Annotated in this window: 18 protein-coding genes; 6 read left to right on the top strand and 12 right to left on the bottom strand. The window is 62.5% G+C overall.

The annotated features are described in order from the left end of the window. The first annotated feature begins 156 nt into the window (after positions 1–156). The 4 genes from ACMTA2_RS03875 (at position 157) to ACMTA2_RS03860 (ending at position 5,385) form a co-directional block, all read left to right on the top strand. Entirely contained in the window at positions 157–1,695 is a 1,539-nt protein-coding gene (locus ACMTA2_RS03875; RefSeq protein ID WP_413793796.1) for an HDOD domain-containing protein, read from the top strand. A 42-nt stretch (positions 1,696–1,737) separates the two neighbouring features. After that, the gene (rhdA, locus tag ACMTA2_RS03870; protein ID WP_413793795.1) at positions 1,738–2,553 is read left to right on the top strand and encodes a thiosulfate sulfurtransferase; all 816 of its coding nucleotides are present in this window, start codon (positions 1,738–1,740) and stop codon (positions 2,551–2,553) included. A 19-nt stretch (positions 2,554–2,572) separates the two neighbouring features. After that, complete coding sequence (gene asd / locus ACMTA2_RS03865) at positions 2,573–3,436, top strand: archaetidylserine decarboxylase (protein ID WP_413793794.1); 864 nt, start codon at positions 2,573–2,575, stop codon at positions 3,434–3,436. Positions 3,437–3,624: 188 nt separating this feature from the next. After that, on the top strand, positions 3,625–5,385 hold the full coding sequence (locus ACMTA2_RS03860) for a cyclic-di-GMP receptor FimW-related protein (protein WP_413793793.1): 1,761 nt from the start codon (positions 3,625–3,627) through the stop codon (positions 5,383–5,385). An 85-nt stretch (positions 5,386–5,470) separates the two neighbouring features. On the opposite strand, the gene serB is transcribed toward ACMTA2_RS03860, so the two are convergent. After that, the gene (serB, locus tag ACMTA2_RS03855; RefSeq protein ID WP_413793792.1) at positions 5,471–6,685 is read right to left on the bottom strand and encodes a phosphoserine phosphatase SerB; all 1,215 of its coding nucleotides are present in this window, start codon (positions 6,683–6,685) and stop codon (positions 5,471–5,473) included. Positions 6,686–6,818: 133 nt separating this feature from the next. Here serB and ACMTA2_RS03850 point away from each other — a divergent pair, with 133 nt between their 5' ends. Further along, the gene (locus tag ACMTA2_RS03850) at positions 6,819–8,333 is read left to right on the top strand and encodes an AhpA/YtjB family protein (RefSeq protein ID WP_413793791.1); all 1,515 of its coding nucleotides are present in this window, start codon (positions 6,819–6,821) and stop codon (positions 8,331–8,333) included. Positions 8,334–8,570: 237 nt separating this feature from the next. Here ACMTA2_RS03850 and ACMTA2_RS03845 read toward each other — a convergent pair whose 3' ends face one another. The 10 genes from ACMTA2_RS03845 to ACMTA2_RS03800 form a co-directional block, all read right to left on the bottom strand. After that, on the bottom strand, positions 8,571–9,275 hold the full coding sequence (locus tag ACMTA2_RS03845) for a PqiC family protein (RefSeq protein ID WP_413793790.1): 705 nt from the start codon (positions 9,273–9,275) through the stop codon (positions 8,571–8,573). 179 nt (positions 9,276–9,454) lie between these two features. Next, on the bottom strand, positions 9,455–11,719 hold the full coding sequence (gene parC, locus ACMTA2_RS03840) for a DNA topoisomerase IV subunit A (RefSeq protein WP_413793789.1): 2,265 nt from the start codon (positions 11,717–11,719) through the stop codon (positions 9,455–9,457). A gap of 10 nt (positions 11,720–11,729) precedes the next feature. After that, on the bottom strand, positions 11,730–12,251 hold the full coding sequence (locus ACMTA2_RS03835; protein WP_413793788.1) for a retropepsin-like aspartic protease family protein: 522 nt from the start codon (positions 12,249–12,251) through the stop codon (positions 11,730–11,732). Further along, a complete protein-coding gene (locus ACMTA2_RS03830; RefSeq protein ID WP_413793787.1) occupies positions 12,248–13,234 on the bottom strand; it encodes an esterase-like activity of phytase family protein in 987 nt (328 codons plus the stop codon). Before ACMTA2_RS03830 ends, ACMTA2_RS03835 begins: the two co-directional genes overlap by 4 nt. Next, on the bottom strand, positions 13,234–15,138 hold the full coding sequence (gene parE, locus ACMTA2_RS03825; protein WP_413793786.1) for a DNA topoisomerase IV subunit B: 1,905 nt from the start codon (positions 15,136–15,138) through the stop codon (positions 13,234–13,236). The genes ACMTA2_RS03830 and parE overlap by 1 nt, the downstream gene beginning before the upstream one ends. Before the next feature lie 42 nt (positions 15,139–15,180). Beyond that, entirely contained in the window at positions 15,181–15,789 is a 609-nt protein-coding gene (locus ACMTA2_RS03820) for a YqiA/YcfP family alpha/beta fold hydrolase (RefSeq protein WP_413793785.1), read from the bottom strand. Between the two features lie 721 nt (positions 15,790–16,510). Then, a complete protein-coding gene (locus tag ACMTA2_RS03815; protein ID WP_413793784.1) occupies positions 16,511–16,867 on the bottom strand; it encodes a DUF6124 family protein in 357 nt (118 codons plus the stop codon). Positions 16,868–17,600: 733 nt separating this feature from the next. Beyond that, positions 17,601–18,416 carry a 3',5'-cyclic-AMP phosphodiesterase gene (gene cpdA / locus ACMTA2_RS03810; RefSeq protein ID WP_413793783.1) on the bottom strand — a complete coding sequence of 272 codons (816 nt, stop codon included), beginning with the start codon at positions 18,414–18,416 and terminating at the stop codon, positions 17,601–17,603. A gap of 99 nt (positions 18,417–18,515) precedes the next feature. Next, on the bottom strand, positions 18,516–18,968 hold the full coding sequence (locus ACMTA2_RS03805) for a DUF1249 domain-containing protein (protein ID WP_003186471.1): 453 nt from the start codon (positions 18,966–18,968) through the stop codon (positions 18,516–18,518). Beyond that, entirely contained in the window at positions 18,959–19,576 is a 618-nt protein-coding gene (locus ACMTA2_RS03800) for an NUDIX domain-containing protein (RefSeq protein WP_413793782.1), read from the bottom strand. Before ACMTA2_RS03800 ends, ACMTA2_RS03805 begins: the two co-directional genes overlap by 10 nt. 214 nt (positions 19,577–19,790) lie before the next feature. On the opposite strand from ACMTA2_RS03800, the gene ACMTA2_RS03795 reads away from it, so the two are divergent. Then, positions 19,791–20,537 (top strand): DUF3298 domain-containing protein, encoded by a 747-nt coding sequence (locus ACMTA2_RS03795; protein WP_413793781.1) that lies wholly within the window; start codon positions 19,791–19,793, stop codon positions 20,535–20,537. Here the strand turns inward: ACMTA2_RS03795 and cytX are convergent. Further along, complete coding sequence (gene cytX / locus ACMTA2_RS03790) at positions 20,506–21,798, bottom strand: putative hydroxymethylpyrimidine transporter CytX (protein ID WP_413793780.1); 1,293 nt, start codon at positions 21,796–21,798, stop codon at positions 20,506–20,508. The genes ACMTA2_RS03795 and cytX overlap by 32 nt on opposite strands. Between the last annotated feature and the right edge of the window lie 59 nt (positions 21,799–21,857).

The raw sequence follows: 21,857 nt of genomic DNA, 5'->3' as shown, positions 1-21,857 counted from the left end.
TACTTATTTAAGTCGGGTTCAAGGTCATATTCGGAAGCTGAAAAATCTCTTCTTCTACTTATCGGCAAAACTGCGCCAGACTATAGGCTGTTCTGGCGAAAAGCCAATTTGCCCCGTTCCGGGCGTGGAGAATTCATACGATGATCACGTCCTGCCATGACTAACGAAACCAAGGTTCCAACACCGCGACCGAGCACCCTCGAAGGCTGGGTAAAGCTGCTCAATGGCGTGCACCTGCCCGTGCCCCAGGCCAGCCACGACCTGGTCTGCAAGGCCCTCGCCGACAGCCGCCGCTCATTGCGCGACATCGCCGAGCTGATGCAAGACAGCCCCGCCCTGGCCCTGAGCGTCATCCGCGAGGCCAACCACCATACCCATGGCAGCCTTGCAGAACCTGCGGAAAACCTCGAAGTCGCCATCAACCGCCTCGGCCTCAAGCGCACCGAGGAACTGCTCGCCCGCCTGCCGTCGTTGCCGGGGAACGAAATTCCCATCGCCTTGCGCCAGCTGCAATTGATCAGCCAGCACGCCACGCAACAGGCCAATGGTTTCTTTGCCAGCCGCCTGGCGCGGCTGTGGCAGGACATTCACTGGGGCAGCCTGTTGTTCCTGTCGCCGCTCTGGCCACTGGCCCTGACGCATCCACGGTTGCTGGGGGAGTGGGAGCTGCGGGTCGTCCATAAAGGCGAGCCCGCGCGCAAGGTAGAGCGCGAACTGTTCGGCGTCCGCCTGCTGGAAATCTGCCTGGCACTGGTGGAGACCTGGCGCCTGCCCATCTGGGTGGCGCAAGGTTATCGCCTGTTGCTCAATGAACGCCGCGAACTGGTGAAGGTCCTGCGTATCGCCCGGGACAGCGAACACCCGTTGCGCCAGCAGAATCGCCTGGACGACGACCCGACCCTGCGGCGCTGGCTCAACCAGCCGGCCAACACCGTGTTGCTGGCCAACGGTCTGGCCCTGGCAGCACAACAGGCCTGGGACAGCCCTCACAACGCCCGCTGGCAATACCTCACCAGTTTGTACCTGCAGATATCGATGGATGAGGTCCAGCAACAGTTGCACCAACAAGCCGCCAACAGCGCCCGTCACCACGCCATGCCGGATCTCTGGCACCCGGCCGTGGCGCTGATCTGGCCCTCGGGCAGCCGACGCATCCACCCCGGCTTGCTGCCCCCCGCCCCGCCCAGCACCCAGGACCTGAGCCGGTGGCGCCAGCAATGTTCCGCCATGCTCGTGGAACCGAGCCCCTTCCGCAATGCCATGCACCTGACCACTTCGGCACGGGACGTCCTGGTGGCCTGCGGCATGCGCCGGGTGATGATCCTGATGGCCGACCGCAGCCAGTCCAGCGTGCGCGTGCATCAGACCGCCGGCCTGCCCAGGGAAGCCGCAGCCATGAGCTTTACCATCAGCCAGAGCAAGATATTGCAACGATTGCTGGCCCAACAGGCCCAGGTTCGCCTGAACCCGGACAACAACGCGCAGTTTTCTGCGCTGCTGCCACCGGGCCTGCGCAGCCTGTTCCGCGGTGACCACCTGCTGTTGCGCTCACTGACCTGCAATGGCCGGGTGATCATGCTGGTGGCGGTGGACCAGGGCGGCGGCCCCTTCTCGGACGTCACCGTTCAAGCCTTCGGCAAAACCGTGCAATGCATCGAAAGGGCCCTGCATACCTTTACCAACCGCGGCCGCTGAACTTGCTACAATCCTTTCCCTTTGCGCCCCTGGAGACCTCACATGCCTGACTTCTCTGGCTTGCCGCTGGTGATCGAGCCGAGCGAACTGCTGCCGCGCCTCGACGCCCGCGAACTGATTCTGGTGGACCTGACCAGCGCCGCCCGCTACAGCACCGGGCATATCCCCGGCGCACGTTTTGTCGACCCCAAGCGCACCCAGCTCGGCCAGCCACCGGCGCCGGGCCTGTTGCCGGCCAAGGCCGACCTGGAAGCGCTGTTCGGCGAACTCGGGCATCACCCGGAGGCGGTCTACGTGGTCTATGACGATGAAGGCGGCGGCTGGGCCGGGCGTTTTATCTGGTTGCTGGACGTGATCGGCCACGCCAACTACCACTACCTCGACGGCGGCTTGCTGTCGTGGCTGGACGAAGGCCTGCCGGTGTCCATCGACGTCCCCGCGCCCGTCGCAGGGCCGGTCAGCCTGACGCTGCACGAAGCCCCCACCGCCACCCGCGAATACCTGCAAAGCCGTCTCGGCGCTGCGGACCTGGCCATCTGGGATGCTCGTGGCCCGCTGGAGTACTCTGGCGAGAAAGTCGTCGCAGCCCGGGGCGGACACATTCCCGGCGCGGTCAATTTCGAATGGACGGCTGGCATGGACCCGGCGCGCAACCTGCGCATCCGCCGGGACATGGCGCAAATCCTCGAACAATTGGGCATCACCCCTGACAAAGAAGTCATCACCCACTGCCAGACCCACCACCGCTCTGGCTTCACCTACCTGGTGGCCAAGGCGCTCGGTTATCCACGGGTCAAAGGCTATGCCGGTTCCTGGGGCGAATGGGGCAACCACCCCGACACCCCCATCGAGCTTTGAAGGTTCTTAAGGACAGTTAATGAAAAACCGTTTGTTCATCCTCACTCAATACCTGCTGCCCCACCACCTGCTGTCGCGGTTGGCCGGCTGCATTGCCGAATGCCGCGTGCGCTGGTTCAAGAACGCCTTCACCGCTTGGTTTGCCAAGCGCTACCAAGTGGACATGTCCCAGGCCCTGGTGGAAGACCTGACGGCCTACGAGCACTTCAACGCCTTCTTCACCCGCGCCCTGAAAGACGGCGCCCGCCCACTGGACGACACCCCGGGCGCGATCCTCAGCCCCGCCGACGGTGCCGTCAGCCAGCTCGGCCCGATCGAGCACGGCCGGGTGTTCCAAGCCAAGGGCCACAGCTTCAGCGTCCTGGAATTGCTGGGCGGTGACGCGGCCAACGCAGCACCGTTCATGGGCGGTGATTTCGCCACCATCTACCTGTCCCCCAAGGACTACCACCGTGTGCACATGCCACTGGCCGGCACCCTGCGGGAGATGGTCTACATCCCAGGACGGATTTTCTCGGTCAACCAGACCACCGCTGAAAACGTTCCCGAGCTGTTCGCCCGCAACGAGCGCGTGGCGTGCATTTTCGACACCGAGCGCGGGCCGATGGCCGTGGTGCTGGTGGGCGCGATGATCGTGGCCTCCATCGAAACCGTCTGGGCCGGGCTGGTGACGCCGCCCAAGCGTGAGCTGAAAACCTTCCGTTACGACGAAGCGGCCCGTGGGCCGATCCATCTGGAAAAAGGCGCCGAGCTGGGGCGCTTCAAGTTGGGTTCGACCGCCATCGTGCTGTTCGGCCCTGACCAGGTGAAATGGGCCGAAGACCTGGTGGCCGGCTCACCAGTGCAGATGGGCCAGGGCCTGGCACTGCCAAAGGCTGAGTAAAAGATCAAATGTGGGAGCGAGCTTGCTCGCGATGGCGATATAACAGTCACCTCGATGGCGACTGTCCTGGCGTCATCGCGAGCAAGCTCGCTCCCACAGGGTATCCAGCATAGATAGCGCACCTCCTTCGGCTACAACTGCTAGAGTTGGAACATCACGTTTATTTCCCGCCGGAGCCCGTACACGGCATGAATGAGACCAGCCCTCTCCAGTTATTGCGCGTCCTGACCCCGACACAATCACGCCTGTCGTTCTGCGATGCCACGCCACGGGACCTCAAGCGCTGGATCGCCAACCTGCCCAAGGCCAACATCGGCGAAACGGCCCGCCTGTTGTACCAGGCCCTTGGCGAACTCAACCAACTGCTCACGCCCAGCGACAATCGCCTGCAACTGCTCGAACTGTTGCGTCCCGAGGTGTATTACGTCTGCAAGCATCTGGAGCGGCACTTCCTGCAACAGGCCATCGTGCTGGATGATCGCTCGCGCAAGATCGTCAACCTGTGCCAGGCCCTGCAAACCCAACTGGCGATGGGCTACAAACAGATCGTGGCGCGTATCGCGCCCAAATACACCAAGGACCGGGCGCGCCTGCTGAGCACCGCGCTGCAACGGGCGATGCATGCCCTCAACGGCCCGCTGCTGCGTGCCAGCCAGCTGTACAGCCCTGTGCCCGAAGGACTGTGGCTTGATTTGCACCAGTTGTACCGGATCGCCTGCCTGCACCGCCTGCAACACCTGAGCGTAAGCGACGAACTGGCCAGCCAGGTTCATCAATTGAACCCTGAGCAAACCTATGTCGTCGCCCTGTTGCTGGGCGCTTCACGCAGCAATCAATTGCGCCAGAGCCAGATCGGACGACTGACCGAAGCGCTCGAATCCTGGAGCCAGTGGGTCAAGCTGGACCCCGCCACGGCTGCCGCCAGCCTGTTCGCAGTGGCTCCGCAGCTGGATGTCGGGCCACGTTACCGCGCCAAGTTCCGGGCCGAACAGCAGCCGACCTTGCAGGGCTTCGATCCGCAGCCCCTGGTGCGCGCAATCGCCACCCACCTGGAGCAACCTGCCGATCACGCGCTGCCCATCCCGGGCGGCATGAGTGTCGACACCCTGCACCACCTGCAAGCGGCCTGGGGCGAAGCGGCCGAGCGCAGCTTCCAGCGCACCGAGGGCAACGGCACGCTGACCCTGTGCGTGGGCATGAGCGCGCTGCACTACTACCTCGGCGGCGAACGTTCTTTCAACGAGATCCTGAGAAGCCCCGCCACCCGCAAGGCCCGCTTCGAGGCTTCGCCGAGCAAGACAAACGACACCTGGAAGCAGGCCTACGACGCCGCTCCCGCCGGCGACAGCGACCTGCTGCCCTATGAAGAAATCGAGTACCCGGCCAACCCGAGCGATGACGACGGCAACCAATCCGACAACCAGCATCACTTCCCCACCTACGACCTGCCGATCATCAACCACAGCCCAGGCGGTTATTGCCTCGGCTGGCCCAAGGAAGTGCCGGAACAACTGCAAGCCGGGGAGATGATCGGCATCCGCGACGCCAGCGACCAAGCCTGGAGCGTCGCCGTGGTGCGCTGGATCCGCCAAGTGCGCAACGGCGCCATGCAGATGGGCATCGAGCTGGTCGCCCCCCATGCCCAGCCTTGCGGGCTGCAACTGCTAAGGGAAGAAAACGAGCACGGCCACTACCTGCGCGGGCTGTTGCTGCCCGAGATCAGTGCCGTAGACCTGCCCCCGACCATGATCGCCCCACGCCTGCCTTTCCAGGAGGGCCAGCAGGTATTGATCAACACCAATGGCCAGGAACGCCGTGCAGGCCTGGACCGCAGGCTGACCAGCACCCACAGTTTCAATCAGTTTTCCTATCACCCGGAAGACACAGCCGGGACCGGGGATGGCGCCGACCAGGAGGGGAATTTCGATTCGTTGTGGAAGTCGCTTTGAACAGCCAGCACACAACCCTCTGTGGTGAGGGGATTTATCCCCTCACCACAGATGAATGCCTCCAAAAGGTTGCGACAGACTCGAATCAGAGCTGCCCGTCACGATCCCTGAAGCCCAGCAGGTACAACACCCCATCCAACCCCAGGGTGGAAATCGCTTGCCGGGCCGACTGCTTGACCAGCGGCTTGGCGCGGAACGCCACGCCCAGGCCCGCGATCGCCAGCATCGGCAGATCGTTGGCGCCGTCGCCCACGGCGATGGTCTGCTCCAGGCGCAGGCCTTCTTTTTCAGCCAGTTCACGCAACAGGTCGGCCTTGCGCTGGGCATCGACGATCGGCTCGACGGCCACGCCGGTCACCTTGCCGTCCACCACTTCCAATTCGTTGGCGAACACGTAGTCGATACCGAGCTTGGCCTGCAACTGCTTGGCGAAGTAGGTGAAGCCGCCGGACAGGATGGCGGTCTTGTAGCCCAGGCGCTTGAGTTCGGCGAACAGGGTTTCGGCGCCTTCGGTCAGGCGCAGGGAAGCGCCAATGGAATCCAGCACGCTGACGTCCAGCCCCTTGAGCAGCGCCAGGCGCTCCTTGAAGCTGGCACGGAAATCCAGCTCGCCGGCCATGGCCCGTTCGGTGATGGCCGAGACCTTGTCGCCCACGCCGGCTGCCTTGGCCAGTTCGTCGATGACTTCGGCTTCGATCAGCGTCGAGTCCATGTCGAACACCGCCAGGCGGCGGTTACGACGGAACAGCGAATCTTCCTGGAAGGCGATGTCGACGTTCAGTTCCTGGGCCACGCTCAGGAACTCGGCACGCAGCGCCTGGGGATCGGCCGGCTCGCCACGCACGGAAAACTCGATGCAGCCCTTGCCCTTGTCGGCAGGGGTGTCCAGCGGCATGCGCCCGGACAGGCGGTCGATATGGTCGATGTTCAAGCCATAGTGGGCGGTGATCGAGCTGACGCGCTGCAACTGTTCGGCGGTGACCTGGCGGGTCAACAGGGTCACGATGTGGCGTTTCTTGCCCTGGCCAGCCACCCAATGCCGGTAATCATCCTCGGATACCGGGGTGAAGCGCACCTGCTGGTCGAGCTTGTAGGCCGTGAACAGGATGTCCTTGAGCACGGACTTGCTGTGTTCGGCGTCCGGGATTTCAACCAGGATGCCGAACGACAGCGTGTCATGGATCACCGCCTGACCGATGTCGAGAATGTTCACACCACCCTGGGCCAGAACGCCGGTAATGGCCGCAGTCAGACCCGGACGGTCGCTGCCAGTGATGTTTATCAGGACGATTTCGCGCAAGGCGCACCCCCGCAGGTGGAAAAAAACCGCATTCTACCCACATTCAGTGACCATCGGGCACCGCCAGTGCTTTGCCGGTCATGGGGCTGTCGCTATACTGCGCGTCAATTTCACGGACAAAGAGCCGAGCTCAGTGAACCGGCCCACGCCAGTCAAAACCGACAACTTCTTCCTGCTGATCTTCCGTGCACTGCGCCACCGTCGTGTGCCGATTGCATTGCGCATTGCCAGCCATAACGTCATCCTGGTCGCCCTGGCCCTGGTCATCTATGCCGGCGTGATGGGCTTGCAGTTCAAGCAAGCGATGCACGAACAGGCCGATGCCCTGGGTGAAAGCCTGACCACCCAGACCGCCACGTCCGCCACCGAGCTGCTGGTGTCCAACGACATCCTCAGCCTCAACGTGCTGCTCAACAACCTGACCAAGAACAAGCTGGTGGCCCATGCCGCCATCTACAGCGTGGACAACCGCATCCTCGCCGAGGCCGGACAGCGGCCCAAGCCTGGGCTGCTGGGCGAGTCCGGCGGCATGTACCAGAGCAAGATCACCTTCCAGGACGTAACCGCCGGGCAACTGCGCATCAGCCTGGACATGGACCAGTTCCAGCAACCGATGACCATCAGCCTGCAAAGCATGGGCATCCTCAGTGCGATCCTGCTGGCCCTGGCACTGGCCTTGAGCCTGCGCCTGGGGCGGCACATCTCCACGCCGTTGCTGCAATTGCGCGTCTGGCTGCGGGACATCGACGAACACACGCCGGCCACCCAGCGCCAGGACGAAATCGGCGACCTGGCCCGGCAACTGCACGCCAGCTTCGCGCCGGAACCTGAGCCATTGCCGGATCCTGAAGACCTCGACTACGAGGACGACGAGGCCGAGCCGGGCTTTGAAGTGCGTAACCTGCGCGACCCGGGCTTCGACGAAAGCCAACCGATGCCCGCCGCCAGACCGGCGCCACGCCATGTGGTTCGCACGGTAGAAGACGAGGAAGACGACGATGCCTTCGCCGACCTGCGTGACGAGGCCGTCGACGGGGCGCCTCAATCGCTCGCCAAGCCTGTGGCCTCGAACCTGCCCCAGCACAGCGCCGTACTGGCCGTGCAACTGGGCGCCCAGGATCAACTGCGCCGCCTGCCCCAGGCGCGCCTGAAGGAATTGCTCGAGCGCTACCGCGACTGCCTCGACCAGGCCGCATCGCTCTATCAGGGCGAACTGCACACCCTGAACGACGGCAGCACGCTGATGCTGTTCCACACCGAGGACAGCGGCGACGACTACCTGACCAACGCCATTTGCTGCGGTGAATTGCTGCGCGCCTTGGGCCACCAGTTGCAGATCGAAGTCGCCGACAGCGGCATCACCCTGCAACTGCAATTGGGCCTGACCTTGGGCGATGGCCTGTTCGGCCTGAGCCAGATCGACCTGCTGCTGACCGAAACCGCCCAGGACGCCCTGGCGCTGTCGCAACACAGCCGCAACCTGCTGCTGGTGGAGCGCAAGATCAACGACGACGCCCTGATCCGCCAACGCGCCCGCATCCGCCCCATCGCCAGCCCCGAAGGCGCGTGCTGCGTGGAGCGCTTGATGGAGCCATACCCGTCGATGCTGGAGCGGCAATTGGCGCGGATGCATGAACGCCAGGCCTGAGTCCCAGGACATGAAATGACGAAGCCCGCAGATGAGTGATCGTCTGCGGGCTTTTTGTTGCCTTCAGCGCCGCCATCGCGAGCAAGCTCGCTCCCACAGGGGATCTCTGCAAGCCTCAGACCTGCCGTGGGAGCGAGCTTGCTCGCGATAGGGCCAGCACAGGCACCCGAGAATCCAACGGCCAGAAACGACAAAGCCCGCATCAACGCGGGCTTTGTCGTGTATCCGTTCCAACCATCAGAACCTGAACACTTCCATGTCCGTACGAATCGGCAAGGCCATGGGAATCTTGTCCTTTTCCTTTTCCACCGGTTTGGCCGGAGCAGCCGCGGGCTTGCGTGGCACTTCGGCGACAGGCGGCTGGTTGGCCAGGGGCTTGAGCGACACGGACAATTGTTCGGCCAGGCGCTGCAGGAGCACGCCCTGGGCCTGGACCTGCGCCGCGGTGGTGCCGGCATGCTGCTCCTGCAGATGAACGATGCGGTTCTCACGCACCTTGCCACGGCGGTCGATCAACCGCCATTGGGCATCGAGCACCGCCGGTTGGGCTTTACCCGAATCCAGGCGGGTAATCGACAGCAGCACCTGCACATCCGGCGTGAAACCCTGGGTTGCAGGGGCCAGCACTACACGCTGGCTGTCCAGGTGCCCGGCGACCTGGCGCAGCAGCAACTGATCGATGTCAGAGGACAGGCTGCCGGCCCAACGACCGTCCGTGGCGGCCTGCAGGCTGCCGTCCGGTTGGCGTTGCAACAAGGTTTCACGCTGCAGGTAGTCAGCGATCAGAACCGGGCCGAGCAATACGGCCATGCCTGTGCTTTGCGCAGGCTGGGCCGGGGTTCCGCTGTCCAGTTGGTACAGCGACACCGGCTGGTTCATGCTGCAGCCCGCCAGGCCAAGCAGGCCGGCGAGCCACAAAATAGGTAGGCGCAGAGCAGTCATCGTCCCGTCCAGGTGGCAGCCACAAGGCTTGCCACAGTGAAAAAATACTCGGTCAATATGAAGAACGCTCGGCTACGCCGGCGCTTGAAAGGGCCTATCATCCGTGAATATGCGCGCCGACTCCAGCGCGAAAGCAACGATCTGCGGCATTTAATCGCAGACCGAGCCCTCTAGCACGCCTAATTGAGGTTTTCGACGAGCAGTGCATCGACCCGCTGAAACCCCCTCGGAAGCTTGTTGCCCCGCCGACCACGTTCACCCTTGTAGTGCTCAAGATCGTCTGCCTTCAACGAAAGCGTGCGCTTGCCTGCCTGTAGCACAAGCGTGGCGCCTTCGGGCAACACTGCAATATCCGTGACATATTCTTCACGGCTGGCGACCCGCTCGCCGGAAATACCAATGATCTTGTTGCCCTTGCCTTTACCCAACTGCGGCAGGTCGCTGATCTTGAACACCAGCAATCGCCCTTCGGTGGTGACCGACGCCAACCAGTTGCTCTCCCGATCGGTAACCGGACGCGGCGCAATCACCTTGGCGTTGTTCGGCAGGCTCAACAACGCCTTGCCCGCCTTGTTCTTGGCTTGCAGGTCCTCACCCTTGACCACGAACCCGTAACCCGCATCCGATGCAATGACATACAACCCATTATCATCAGGCATCAGCACGCATTCAAAAGTTGCACCCGGTGGCGGCGTTAAACGACCGGTCAGCGGTTCGCCCTGGCCGCGAGCCGATGGCAAGGTATGCGCCGGCACAGAATAACTGCGTCCCGTGGAGTCGACGAACACCGCGAACTGGTTGGAACGCCCGGCTGCCAAGGCCTTGAAGCCGTCACCGGCCTTGTAGGAAAGCCCCGTCGCGTCAATATCATGACCTTTGGCGGAGCGCACCCAACCTTTTTCTGACAGCACGACAGTCACTTTCTCGTTCGGCAGCAGATCGTGCTCGCTCAGCGCCTTGGCTTCGGCGCGCTCGACGATGGGCGAACGGCGATCGTCGCCGTAGGTTTCGGCGTCCTTGAGCAGCTCGGTGCGTACCAGCTTCTTGAGCTTGGCTTCGCTGCCCAGCAAGGCTTGCAGCTTGGCCTGTTCCTTGAGGAGCTCATCCTGTTCGGCGCGCAGCTTCATCTCTTCCAACCGGGCCAACTGCCGCAGGCGGGTGTCGAGGATGTAGTCGGCCTGGATTTCACTCAGGGCAAAACGGGCGATGAGGCTGGCCTTGGGGTGCTCCTCGGTGCGGATGATGTGGATCACTTCATCCAGGTTGAGGTAGGCAATCAGCAAACCGTCCAACAGGTGCAGGCGACGCTCGACCTTGTCCAGGCGGAATTGCAGGCGCCGGCGCACGGTCTTGACCCGGAATTCCAGCCACTCCACCAGCAATGCCCGCAGGTTTTTCAACTGCGGCTTGCCGTCCAGGCCGATGATATTGACGTTGACCCGGTAGCTGGACTCCAGGTCGGTGCTGGCGAACAGGTGCTGCATCAGCGCATCGTGGTCGACCCGGCTGTTGACCGGGATGATCACGATGCGGCACGGGTTTTCGTGGTCGGATTCGTCGCGCAGGTCGGCCACTTGCGGGGCTTTCGACGGTTTTGCCTGCATCATCGCGGCAATCTGCTCCAGGACCTTGGCCCCGGAAACCTGATGCGGCAGCGCCGTGACGATGATGTCGCCGTCTTCGATGTGGTACACGGCGCGCATGCGCACCGAGCCGCGACCGGTCTCGTAGATTTTCAGCAGGTCGGCGCGCGGGGTGATGATTTCGGCTTCGGTCGGATAGTCCGGGCCCTGGATGTGCTCGCAGAGCTGCTCCACCGTGGCCTTGGGCTCGTCCAGCAGGCGCACGCACGCCGTGGCCACTTCCCGCAGGTTGTGGGGCGGCACGTCGGTGGCCATGCCCACGGCAATGCCGGTGGTGCCATTGAGAAGAATATTCGGCAAGCGTGCCGGCAACACCAGGGGTTCGTCGAGGGTGCCGTCGAAGTTCGGCCCCCAATCCGCGGTGCCCTGGCCCAGTTCGCTGAGCAGCACTTCGGAATAGCGCGACAACCGCGCCTCGGTGTAACGCATGGCCGCGAAAGACTTGGGATCGTCCGGCGCACCCCAGTTACCCTGACCGTCCACCAGCGTGTAGCGATAGCTGAACGGCTGGGCCATCAGCACCATGGCTTCATAGCAGGCCGAGTCGCCGTGGGGGTGGAACTTACCCAGCACGTCACCGACGGTACGCGCCGATTTCTTGTGCTTGGAATCAGCATCCAGCCCCAGCTCACTCATGGCATAGATGATCCGCCGCTGAACCGGCTTCAAACCGTCGCCGATGTGCGGCAAGGCACGGTCCATGATCACGTACATGGAGTAATTGAGGTAGGCATTTTCGGTGAAGTCAGCCAGCGATCGGCGTTCTACGCCGTCTAAGCTGTCTGCAAGAATGTCGCTCATGCGGGCCTCATCAGTTCGTTGTCTGGCGCAGCAGCATGGTGCCGTCGCGCTGGGTAAATTCAAGTTTGTTCAGGGCGCTCATGCCCAGCAGCACTTGCGTGCCACCCAGGCCAGGCGCCACCAGGGCACGGACATCGCGCAAGACGATGTCACCCAATTGCAACCGGTCGATGCGGGTACGGTAGCCCTCGCTCACGCCGTTGGCGGTGCTCAAGGTCACGCCGAAACCTCTTTCCAACTTGAGGCGCTCGGCCAGCTCCAGCGGAACCGCCACGTCGGTGGCACCGGTGTCGAGCATGAAATCCACCGGCTGGCCGTTGATCTGGCCGCTGGCGACAAAATGCCCCTGTCGATTGCCGACCAACTTCACCTCGATAAAACCTTCACCTTTTTGCGAGTACACCTGGGTGTTGGGATTCTGCTGGCGCTGCTCCCATTGGGCAAAAAACCGCGTCGCCAGAAACAGCGCCGCACACCAGGCCAGGATCATCAGTACCCGGCCGGCGCGCTTGCCCGGTGGCTGCGGGCTCAAGGCGAGGCGCTCCAGCCACCGTCGGGCGCGGCAAAGCGCCAGACGATCGGCCGCTGTTCACCATCGGCCCGCGAGCCATTGTTGTTGTCCAGGCCGACCCAAGCCCCCTCGGCGTCCACCACCAGTGCTTCGGCCAGCCCGAAGCGCTGGGGATAACGACGGTTGTCCTGCAACGCCTCGGCGGCGAACGACCAGCAACGCTCGACCTGAGCGGTCTGCGGGTCACGCCGGCAGATCTGATAGGCGTTGCGCTCCAGGGTAAACAGCTTGCCACCGAACAATGACAGGTCGGCGAAATCCCGTGAAACCGCTTTGGCCTTGGGGAACTGCTCGGGCTGCATCTCCAGCCCCGCTTCACTCAGCAACACGCAATTGCCATCGCAGTCCCACACCGTCTGCTGGCGCTTGATCAGCAGCAGGCCGCGGCGTTCGCGCTCGGCTGCCAACCACAGCTGGTCACCGGCCGGGTTGATCGCCAAGCCTTCGAACAATGAATTGAAATGCAGCAACATGCCGCTGGCACGGGCCTGGCGGATCAGGGTAGGGGCGATTTTCAACCACGACGCAGGGCCCGACGGCGGTACCTGCAACACCGCGGCATGGGACTCACTGACCACATAACGATTGCCGGCGCTGTCACAGCTGATGCCTTCGAAATCCAACTCGCCGCCACGCAGGAACGATGCCGCCCAGGTTCGCGACCTCAAGCCCCAGGGCAAACCGCTGTCCGGCGCCTTCGGCACTTCAATTTCAACCACTTCGGCCTGCCAGACCGGCGCCTCGGAGGGCATGAAGCGATAGATCCGGTCATCGTCACGGTCGGACACCGCCCACAGCTCGCCGCCGCACAGTGCCAGTCCAGACAGGTTGCCGCCGCGCATGCCATCGATGGCGCGCTCGGACAGCAGCTTCAATTCCGGCGCAGGCCCTGCGACTACCACCCCCGCCCACAGCCACAACGCCAGGGCGAAACCGTTGCGCATCAGGCCAGCACCTCGGCCAAGTCCCCTTTGGATTCAAGCCACGATTTGCGGTCGCCGGCACGCTTCTTCGCCAGCAACATGTCCATCATTTCCGAGGTCGCTTCGAAATCATCCAAGGTCAGTTGCACCAGGCGGCGGGTGTTCGGATCCATGGTGGTTTCACGCAGTTGCGGCGGGTTCATCTCGCCCAGGCCCTTGAATCGAGTGACCTGCGGCTTGCCGCGTTTCTTCTCGGCCACCAGGCGATCGAGGATGCCGTCGCGCTCGGCTTCGTCCAGGGCGTAGTAGATTTCCTTGCCCAGGTCGATGCGGTACAGCGGCGGCATCGCCACGTAGACGTGACCGGCGTCCACCAGCGGGCGGAAATGCTGGACGAACAAGGCGCAGAGCAACGTGGCGATGTGCAGGCCGTCGGAGTCGGCGTCGGCGAGGATGCAGATCTTGCCGTAGCGCAGCTGGCTCATGTCCTCGGCGCCCGGATCGACACCGATGGCCACCGCGATGTTATGCACTTCCTGGCTGGCCAGCACTTCGCTGCCGTCCACTTCCCAGGTGTTGAGGATCTTGCCCCGCAGCGGCAGGATCGCCTGGAACTCCTTGTCCCGCGCCTGCTTGGCCGAACCACCGGCGGAGTCACCTTCCACCAGGAACAACTCGGAACGCATCGGGTCCTGCCCGGCGCAATCGGCGAGCTTGCCCGGCAATGCCGGCCCCTGGGTGATGCGCTTGCGCTCGACTTTCTTGCTGGCCTTGAGACGCCGGCCGGCGTTGTTGATCGCCAGCTCCGCCAGGGCCAAACCGGTTTCCGGGTTGGCGTTGAGCCACAGGCTGAACGCGTCCTTGACCACCCCGGAAACAAACGCCGCCGCTTCGCGGGACGACAGGCGCTCCTTGGTCTGGCCGGAGAATTGCGGTTCCTGCATCTTCATCGACAGGACGAAGGCGATGCGTTCCCAGACGTCTTCCGGCGCCAGTTTCACGCCACGGGGCAACAGGTTGCGGAACTCGCAAAACTCGCGCATGGCATCGAGCAGGCCCTGGCGCAAGCCGTTGACGTGGGTGCCGCCCTGGGCCGTGGGGATCAGGTTGACGTAGCTTTCCTGGACGCTTTCACCGCCTTCGGGCAGCCACAACAGCGCCCAGTCCACCGCTTCCTTGTTCCCGGCCAGGCTCCCGCAGAACGGCTCGTCGGGCAGGCGTTCGAAACCGCTGACCGCGTCCACCAGGTAAGAGCGCAGGCCGTCTTCGTAATGCCATTCGACTTTCTCGCCGGAGGCCTTGTCCTCGAAACTGACCAGCAACCCCGGGCACAACACGGCCTTGGCCTTGAGCACATGCTTGAGGCGGCTGACGGAAAACTTCGGTGAATCGAAATACTTCGGGTCCGGGGCGAAATACACGCTGGTCCCGGTGTTGCGCTTGCCGACGCTGCCGACCACTTCCAGCTCCGTGGCCTTGTAGCCGTCGGCGAAGGTCATCTGGTATTCATTGCCGTCGCGCTTGACCCGCACCCGCACCTGGGTCGACAAGGCATTGACCACGGAAATACCCACCCCGTGCAGACCGCCGGAGAACTGGTAGTTCTTGTTGGAAAACTTGCCACCGGCGTGAAGCTTGGTGAGGATCAGCTCGACGCCCGACACACCCTCTTCGGGGTGAATGTCCACCGGCATGCCGCGGCCGTCATCGCTGACTTCCAGCGAATGATCGGCGTGCAGGATGACCTGCACCGACTTCGCATGCCCGGCCAAGGCTTCGTCGACACTGTTGTCGATGACTTCCTGGGCGAGGTGGTTCGGCCGACTGGTGTCGGTGTACATGCCGGGGCGCTTGCGCACCGGGTCGAGGCCCGAGAGGACTTCGATGGCGTCTGCGTTATAAGAGCTAGCGCTGGGAGTGGCCATGGGGTCTCGTCGTCAGTGTTCAATGAAAAAGGGGCGATGGGCTCACAGCGACGTGAAGTCGATCGCCTGGTACAAATCGGCGCCAATGCCGGCAAAACTCAACAGCGCCGGCAACTGCTGTGCAAACCCTTGGAAACTGTGGTCGCCGCCGGCCTGGATGCGCAAGGCACAGGCGCGGTAATACTGCTGGGCGTGGCGATAATCCAGCGTTTCGTCCCCGGTTTGCAACCATACCTGATACCGCTGCGGATCCCGGGGCGCCGGCACTTCCAGCTCGGCCAGGGCCGTGACGTGGTCGTGGGTCAATTCCCAGGTTTCGTCGGTGTACAAATTCTTCTGCGTGCCCAGGTAACCGTCGAACATCCGATGCGGGCTGACGGCAGGGTTGATCAACAGGGCCTTGAGCCCGTGGCGCTCGGCCAAGTGAGTCGCATAGTAGCCGCCGAGCGAGCTGCCGACCAGCAGCGGCCGTTCCAGTTGTGCAATCGCCTGTTCCAGCTGACCGATGGCTTGGCGGGGGTGGTGGTGCAAGGCTGGGACTTGTAGGCGGTCGCTCAGGCCCAGTTGCGCCATTACGTCGATTAGCTGGCGGGCTTTGGTCGAGGCTGGGGCGCTGTTGAAGCCGTGGATATAAAGGATCGAACCCGACATTGCCGACTCCCTGGGTGTTGGGCAAAGGCCGGAGTTTACAGGGAGTTTGTGGGGGTTTGGGGGGGATCTGTCCATACAAGACAACACAAAACCCTGTGGCGAGGGGATTTATCCCCGCTGGGGCGCGAAGCGGCCCTTGCAACCGACCCTTCTCTTATAGACCGAGTACATATCCGTTGCTGCGGTAATGGCCACTTAGGGTTCCGCTCTTACAGCGGGTCACTTTCGAAAAGCGCGAAAGTAACCAAAGCGCTTCATGCCCCACCACTCGGCACCTCGCCTAGGCTCGGTGTGCCCTCACTCCGGCATTGCTCCGTGGGCCCGCCGCGAAGGGCCATCCATGGCCCAGCGCGGCTAACCCGGCATCCATGCCGGGTTGCCCACTCCACAATGCCTGCGTTCGGCCAGCGTGGTTAACGGGGCGCCGAGATCAACGTCCACCGCGAGGCGGCCTTATAGCCGACCTGGTTCTTGGTGGGACCGCATTTCTCCTGTGGGAGCGGGCTTGCTCGCGATGGCGGTGGAACAGCTTGCATCAGCGTTGGATGTGCCGCCTTCCCGAGCAAGCTCCCACACAGTTGGATTGAAGTACAGCCGCGAGAGATAGGTCGGCTATAAGCTTGCCTTTTCGTTCCAACATTAGGTTTGTGGCAACCGGCAGTTTTTGGGGGTGCTTCGCACCCCAACGGGGATAAATCCCCTCGCCACAAGGAGTCCGGCTTTATTTCGGATCAACAACATCAAGTGCCCGATTCGCCAATAACTCACTCAGTTCGATCATCTGTTGGACACCTAAAGCAAAATGCCGGCGCGAGCCTTCCAAGTCAAAGGCCAGGTCGCTGAGCATGACGTTGGCGGAGGCTAAGGTTTCACTGAGGTTGGCAAGGAGGGTTTCGGTATCGAGCTTTTTGTTTACCGCAAACACTTGATGGGAATCCGAACGATTCGGGGTATCCGATTTTGGTTTGAGATAAAAGTCCAAAGCTCGCTTGGCTGCTTCATCAAGTTTTTGGGGGTTCTGGCTGGCTTCGGGAGGAATGGAATCGTTTTTTGTTGGCCCAGAGTTATCTTCAAACATGTTGGCGCTCCATTAGGATTGAAATAAAGCTCCTTTTTTTTCAGGTTTCCAGGCCCGTCCGCTGAATTTTCAGCGACGGAAAAAGGTTAGCGACAGCCCTTCCCACCCGGCAACCGCCAGGGCTCGTCGGAAAAATCTGCTTGAACCAGGAGGGGTGTCCGACCATTCCCACAAACCTTGGCCGGCTGTCAGGCCGCCATCGCGAGCAAGCTCGCTCCCACAATGGACCTGCTGTGCCACAAGATCTGTGTACACCAGCGATCCACTGTGGGAGCGAGCTTGCTCGCGAAAGCGGTGGGTCAGCTTGCATCAGCGTTGCATGTGCCGCCGTCTTCGCGAGCAAGCCCGCTCCCACAATTGGATCGGAGTACGACAAAAGAGCCAGGCCGGCTATAAGGCCGCCTCGCGGTGGACGTTGATCTCGGCGCCCCGTTAACCACGATGGCCGAACGCAGGCATTGTGGAGTGGGCATCCCGGCATGGATGCCGGGATAGCCGCGCTGGGCCATGGATGGCCCTTCGCGGCGGGCCCACGGAGCAATGCCTTCGTTCGGGCATGCCGAGCCTAGGCGAGGCACCGAGTGGTGGGGCAAAAGCGTTTTGCTTACTTTTGCGCTTCTCAAAAGTGAGCCGCTGTAAGAGCGGAACCCTAAGTGGCCGTTACCGCAGCAATGGATATGTACTCAATCAGACCGCCATCGCGAGCAAGCTCGCTCCCACAGTTGCGCTGAACTCAATACCCGTTGGACTCATAGTCCGGGGTAAAAGCAAACCCAACCACCCGCTCAACCCCCGTCTCCAACCGCCCATCCGGCAGGAGCCGCAACCACCGATACCCCGGCGCCTGCTCACCCACCGCAAAATCCTCACTCCCCGGCTCGAACTGAATACAGGTCGAAGGCGAAGCCAACAAACGAACCCCCTCGCGCATCCGGTCAACCTCCTGATGCACATGCCCCCACAACACCGCCCGCACCTGAGGAAACCGATCCAACACCGCAAACAGCGCCTCAGGATTACGCAACCCAATCGGCTCCATCCACACACACCCAATCGACACCGGATGATGATGCAGGCACACCAAGTGATGCCGCTCCGGCGCCTCACCCAAGGCATTGGCCAACAGAATCAACTGCTCCTCGGCCAAAAAACCCGGCACCGATCCGGGCACCGCGGAGTCCAGCATCGTCACGCGCCAGTTGCCAATGTCCACCACCGGATCGAGCAACCTGCTCTTGACCGCCGCCTCAAGCATCACCTGCGGCTCATCATGGTTGCCCGGAATCCACCGCACCGGCGCATCGATTCGCGCAGTCAGTTGCCGAAACGCCCCGTAGGATTCCAACGTGCCGTCCTGGGACAAATCGCCAGTGGCAAGCATCAGGTCGATGTTCGGCTGCTGCTTCAGGACCAGGTCAATGACCGCCCGCAAGCTGTCGCGGGTGTTCATGCCCAACAGCGAGGCGTCGGCCTCGGCGAACAGGTGGCTGTCGGACAGTTGGACCAGCAACACCGGCTCGGCGGTGGTCAGGGTGGATACGCTCGGCAAATCGCTCTCTCCCAGGCGCAATCACGCCGTTGCATGAAGCCGCAATTATGCTGGGGGATGATCGAAAGGGGAAACCCGTGAACCGGAACCGGTTCACAACTACCGAACGACTTCGAACTCGTGACCCAGCGCCAGGCAATGACTCAGCCACTCGCCCAGGAACAGGTTCAACTGGGCTTTTTCATCCGGCTGGTGCATTGACGCATTGGGATAAGGATAGATGCCGCGAAAGCGTCGCGCATGCTCGGCACTGACGACTTCGGCCATGCGCGCATCGTGATAGACCTGGACCTCCAGCTGCGGCACCGGCAGCCAGGGCAGGCTGTGCTCCTGGCGCACTTGCAGCGTGGTGGTGTAGGGGCAGGTCTGCAGCACTTCCAGGGCCAGCACCCCCAGCATCTGGTCGCCGTGGGTCACAGCGATACGCCGCGGCGCCGGATCGTTGCGCATGTCCGGCAACAAGCGCATCAGGCGGGCGTAGTTGGCCTCGCAGGCGGCCTGCAACCCCACCAAATCGACGCGATAGCGATCGCGCAGCTTGTTCAGGACCATAACCCCCTCACTTCCTCGCGGTTCAAGGCCAGCCATTGCAGGGCGATGATGCTCGGTGCATTGCAGATTTGTCCGTCGCGCACAGCTTGCAGGGCATCTTCGAAAGACCAGACCTTGACGCGGATATCTTCCGCCTCTTCCGCCAGGCCATGCAGCCCGCCCGCCCCCGTGCTGTCGCAACGCCCCAGGTACAAATGGACGAATTCATCGCTGCCGCCCGGCGATGGAAAATACTTGGTCATCGGCCAGAGCGCAGCGAAGGCAAGCCCAGCTTCCTCCTGCGCTTCACGATGAGCAACTTCTTCCGGTTGCTCGTCCTTGTCGATCAGGCCAGCCACCAGCTCCACCAGCCAGGGGTTGGTGGTCTTGCCAACGGCCCCCACGCGAAACTGCTCGATCAACACCACTTCATCGCGCTGCGGGTCGTAAGGCAGCACACACACCGCGTCATGACGCACGAACAGTTCACGGCTGATATCACGGCTCATGCCACCGGCAAACAACTCGTGGCGCAAGACGAGGCGGTCGAGCTTATAGAACCTCTTGAAGCAGGTTTCACGCTTGACGATGTCCACGGCGTTCGGCGTAGCGTTGGCGAAGTCGGTCATGACAATCCTCGTGTGCAATGGATCAGTACGAGGTTCCAACCTCGGCTTCGCGCCATCCTAACGCGCCCGTACCCTTTGATGCAGCCCCTTTCCACTCATCGGGATGGACGGCAGAAGGTGAAAGAACTCTAATGAGCTTAGTGGCGAACTGATTGTCCTGCTGGCAGTCGAAGCGGGTAACTTTTCGCCTTTCCCTGTTCCATGAAGGACGCCCATGTCGCTTTTCAAAACCGCCTCCGTGGCTGCCATTGCCCTGACCCTGGGCGCTTGCCAAAGCCTGTTCCAACCCAACTATCGCGCACCGCTGGAGACCACCCGCGATGCGTCGGAACAACTGCAGCAAGGCTGCGCCAGCGCCGATTGCCCATTGGTGAATATCGACACCCTGCGCTTTCCCGCCGAGCCAGCCCTGGACGGCATCATCGAAAAACGCCTGCTGCAAATGACCCGCGCCACCCCGGACGCCCCGGTGGCGCCGACGCTGGCCGCCTACCGCGAACAGTTTTTGCGCAACGCCGCGCCGCGCAACAGCAGCTATTTGCAGGCCAAGGTACGCGAGCAACATGACGGCCTGGTGATCATCGAATTGTCCAGCTACCTGGACACCGGCGGTGCCCATGGCACGCCGGGTCGCGGTTTCATCAACTATTCGCGCCAGCAACACAAGGTGCTGACGCTGTCGGACATGTTACTGCCGGGCCAGGAAGAAGCGTTCTGGAAAGCCGCCCAGGTCGCCCACAACAGCTGGCTGATCAGCACCAAGCTGGATCAGGAGCCCGAGTTCGTCAAACAGTGGCCGTTCCAGAAAACCCCGCACATCGCGCTGACCTACGGCGGGGTGATCCTCAAGTATGAAGTGAGCACCATCGCGCCATACGCCTTGGGCCACATCGAACTGAAGATCGCCTACCCACGCCTCAACGGCATCCTCAAGCCCGAGCTGTTCCCCGGCCGTAGCTGAAAGCCCGACCCAACAGCAGTTGCAGCAACCCTGCCAGGATCAGCGACGGCAGGGTAGCGCCGATGTCCGGGTAGACGTTGGCCAGCAGGTGATAAGTGCTCACCCCGCCCAGCCAGGCCAACAGGGCCGGCCAGCGCAACGCGGCTGACACCACTTGGCTGCTGCGCTTGCGCAGGATGAAGTGATCCACCAGGACCACACCGAACAGCGGCGCGAACACCGAGCCGATCAGCAACAGGAAGTTCTGGTATTGCGCCAACGGCGCCAAGCAAGCGATCAAGGTGCAGATGACGCCAATCGCCAAGGCCAGGTGCTCGACCTTCAATCCCGTCAGCATGCCGCTGGACACCGCCGCCGAGTGAATGTCGGCGAAGGCGTTTTCCGACTCGTCCAACAGAATCAGCAGCAGCGGAATGCCCAAGCCAGCACCTGCCAGGGCCAGCAGCAACGCGTTGACTTCACCGCTTGGCGCGAACGCCAGGGTGTAGGCCACGCCCAGGCTCATCAGCCAGAAATTGCCGATGAAAAAACCCACGGCAGTACCGCCGAAGACGTTCCTGGCGCGTTTGCCGAAGCGCGAGTAATCGGCGATCAGCGGCAACCACGACAGCGGCATCGCAATGGCGATATCGAACCCCACCGCCAGCGGCATCGAGCCGTCGCCCGCCTGGGCCCACAGCGCAACCAGATCAGCCTTGGCGAACAGGTTCCAGGTCAACCATATACACGCCGCCAGCAGCAGCCAGATGCCCCATTTGCGCAGGACCTTGCGCACGAACGTCAGCGGCCCGCTCACGGCGAGCAGGGTTGCCAAGGCGCCGAAGAACAGCGTCCACAGCAACGGGTTGGAGCCCAGGCTGCCTTCGCTGAAGGCTCGGGCACCGAGCAGGCTGGCGGCATCGCGCATGACGATGATTTCGAACGAGCCCCAGCCGATCAACTGCAGCAGGTTCAACACTGCCGGCACGCTCGCACCCTTGCCGCCGAGGCTGAGCTTGAGGGCGGCCATGGCCGACAGGCCGGTGTCGCTGCCGATCACCCCGACGGCCGCCAGCAGCAGGACGCCCACCAGCGTGCCGAGGAAAATCGCCAGCAACGAACCGCTCAGGCCCAGGCCCGGCGCGAGCAAGGCGCCCACCTGCAAGACCATCAGGCCGATGCCGAGGGAAAACCACAGGGAAAACAGATCGCGGGCGCCGAACACGCGTTTGTCCAGGGGGACCGCGGCGTCAGGGGAGTAGGTGCTGGGTTGGATGTTCAAGGATTGTTATCTCAGAAGGATACTTGTTGTTTTTTTGGCCGCTATCGCGAGCAAGCTCG

The sequence above is a fragment of the Pseudomonas medicaginis genome (genome assembly GCF_965119365.1).
GTDB lineage: Bacteria > Pseudomonadota > Gammaproteobacteria > Pseudomonadales > Pseudomonadaceae > Aquipseudomonas.
The sequence above is the reverse complement of the archived record's forward strand: the minus strand, read 5'-3'. Positions and strand labels throughout refer to the sequence as shown.

Excerpts from the sequence above, each read along its gene's own strand:
- ACMTA2_RS03795 (WP_413793781.1), top strand. The coding sequence starts at position 19,791 with ATGTCGCTTTTCAAAACCGCCTCCGTGGCTGCCATTGCCCTGACCCTG.
- ACMTA2_RS03830 (WP_413793787.1), bottom strand. The coding sequence starts at position 13,234 with ATGCGCAACGGTTTCGCCCTGGCGTTGTGGCTGTGGGCGGGGGTGGTA.
- ACMTA2_RS03800 (WP_413793782.1), bottom strand. The coding sequence starts at position 19,576 with ATGACCGACTTCGCCAACGCTACGCCGAACGCCGTGGACATCGTCAAG.
- parC (WP_413793789.1), bottom strand. The coding sequence starts at position 11,719 with ATGAGCGACATTCTTGCAGACAGCTTAGACGGCGTAGAACGCCGATCG.
- asd (WP_413793794.1), top strand. The coding sequence starts at position 2,573 with ATGAAAAACCGTTTGTTCATCCTCACTCAATACCTGCTGCCCCACCAC.
- ACMTA2_RS03875 (WP_413793796.1), top strand. The coding sequence starts at position 157 with ATGACTAACGAAACCAAGGTTCCAACACCGCGACCGAGCACCCTCGAA.
- ACMTA2_RS03820 (WP_413793785.1), bottom strand. The coding sequence starts at position 15,789 with ATGTCGGGTTCGATCCTTTATATCCACGGCTTCAACAGCGCCCCAGCC.
- ACMTA2_RS03845 (WP_413793790.1), bottom strand. The coding sequence starts at position 9,275 with ATGACTGCTCTGCGCCTACCTATTTTGTGGCTCGCCGGCCTGCTTGGC.
- parE (WP_413793786.1), bottom strand. The coding sequence starts at position 15,138 with ATGGCCACTCCCAGCGCTAGCTCTTATAACGCAGACGCCATCGAAGTC.
- rhdA (WP_413793795.1), top strand. The coding sequence starts at position 1,738 with ATGCCTGACTTCTCTGGCTTGCCGCTGGTGATCGAGCCGAGCGAACTG.
- ACMTA2_RS03805 (WP_003186471.1), bottom strand. The coding sequence starts at position 18,968 with ATGGTCCTGAACAAGCTGCGCGATCGCTATCGCGTCGATTTGGTGGGG.
- ACMTA2_RS03815 (WP_413793784.1), bottom strand. The coding sequence starts at position 16,867 with ATGTTTGAAGATAACTCTGGGCCAACAAAAAACGATTCCATTCCTCCC.
- ACMTA2_RS03860 (WP_413793793.1), top strand. The coding sequence starts at position 3,625 with ATGAATGAGACCAGCCCTCTCCAGTTATTGCGCGTCCTGACCCCGACA.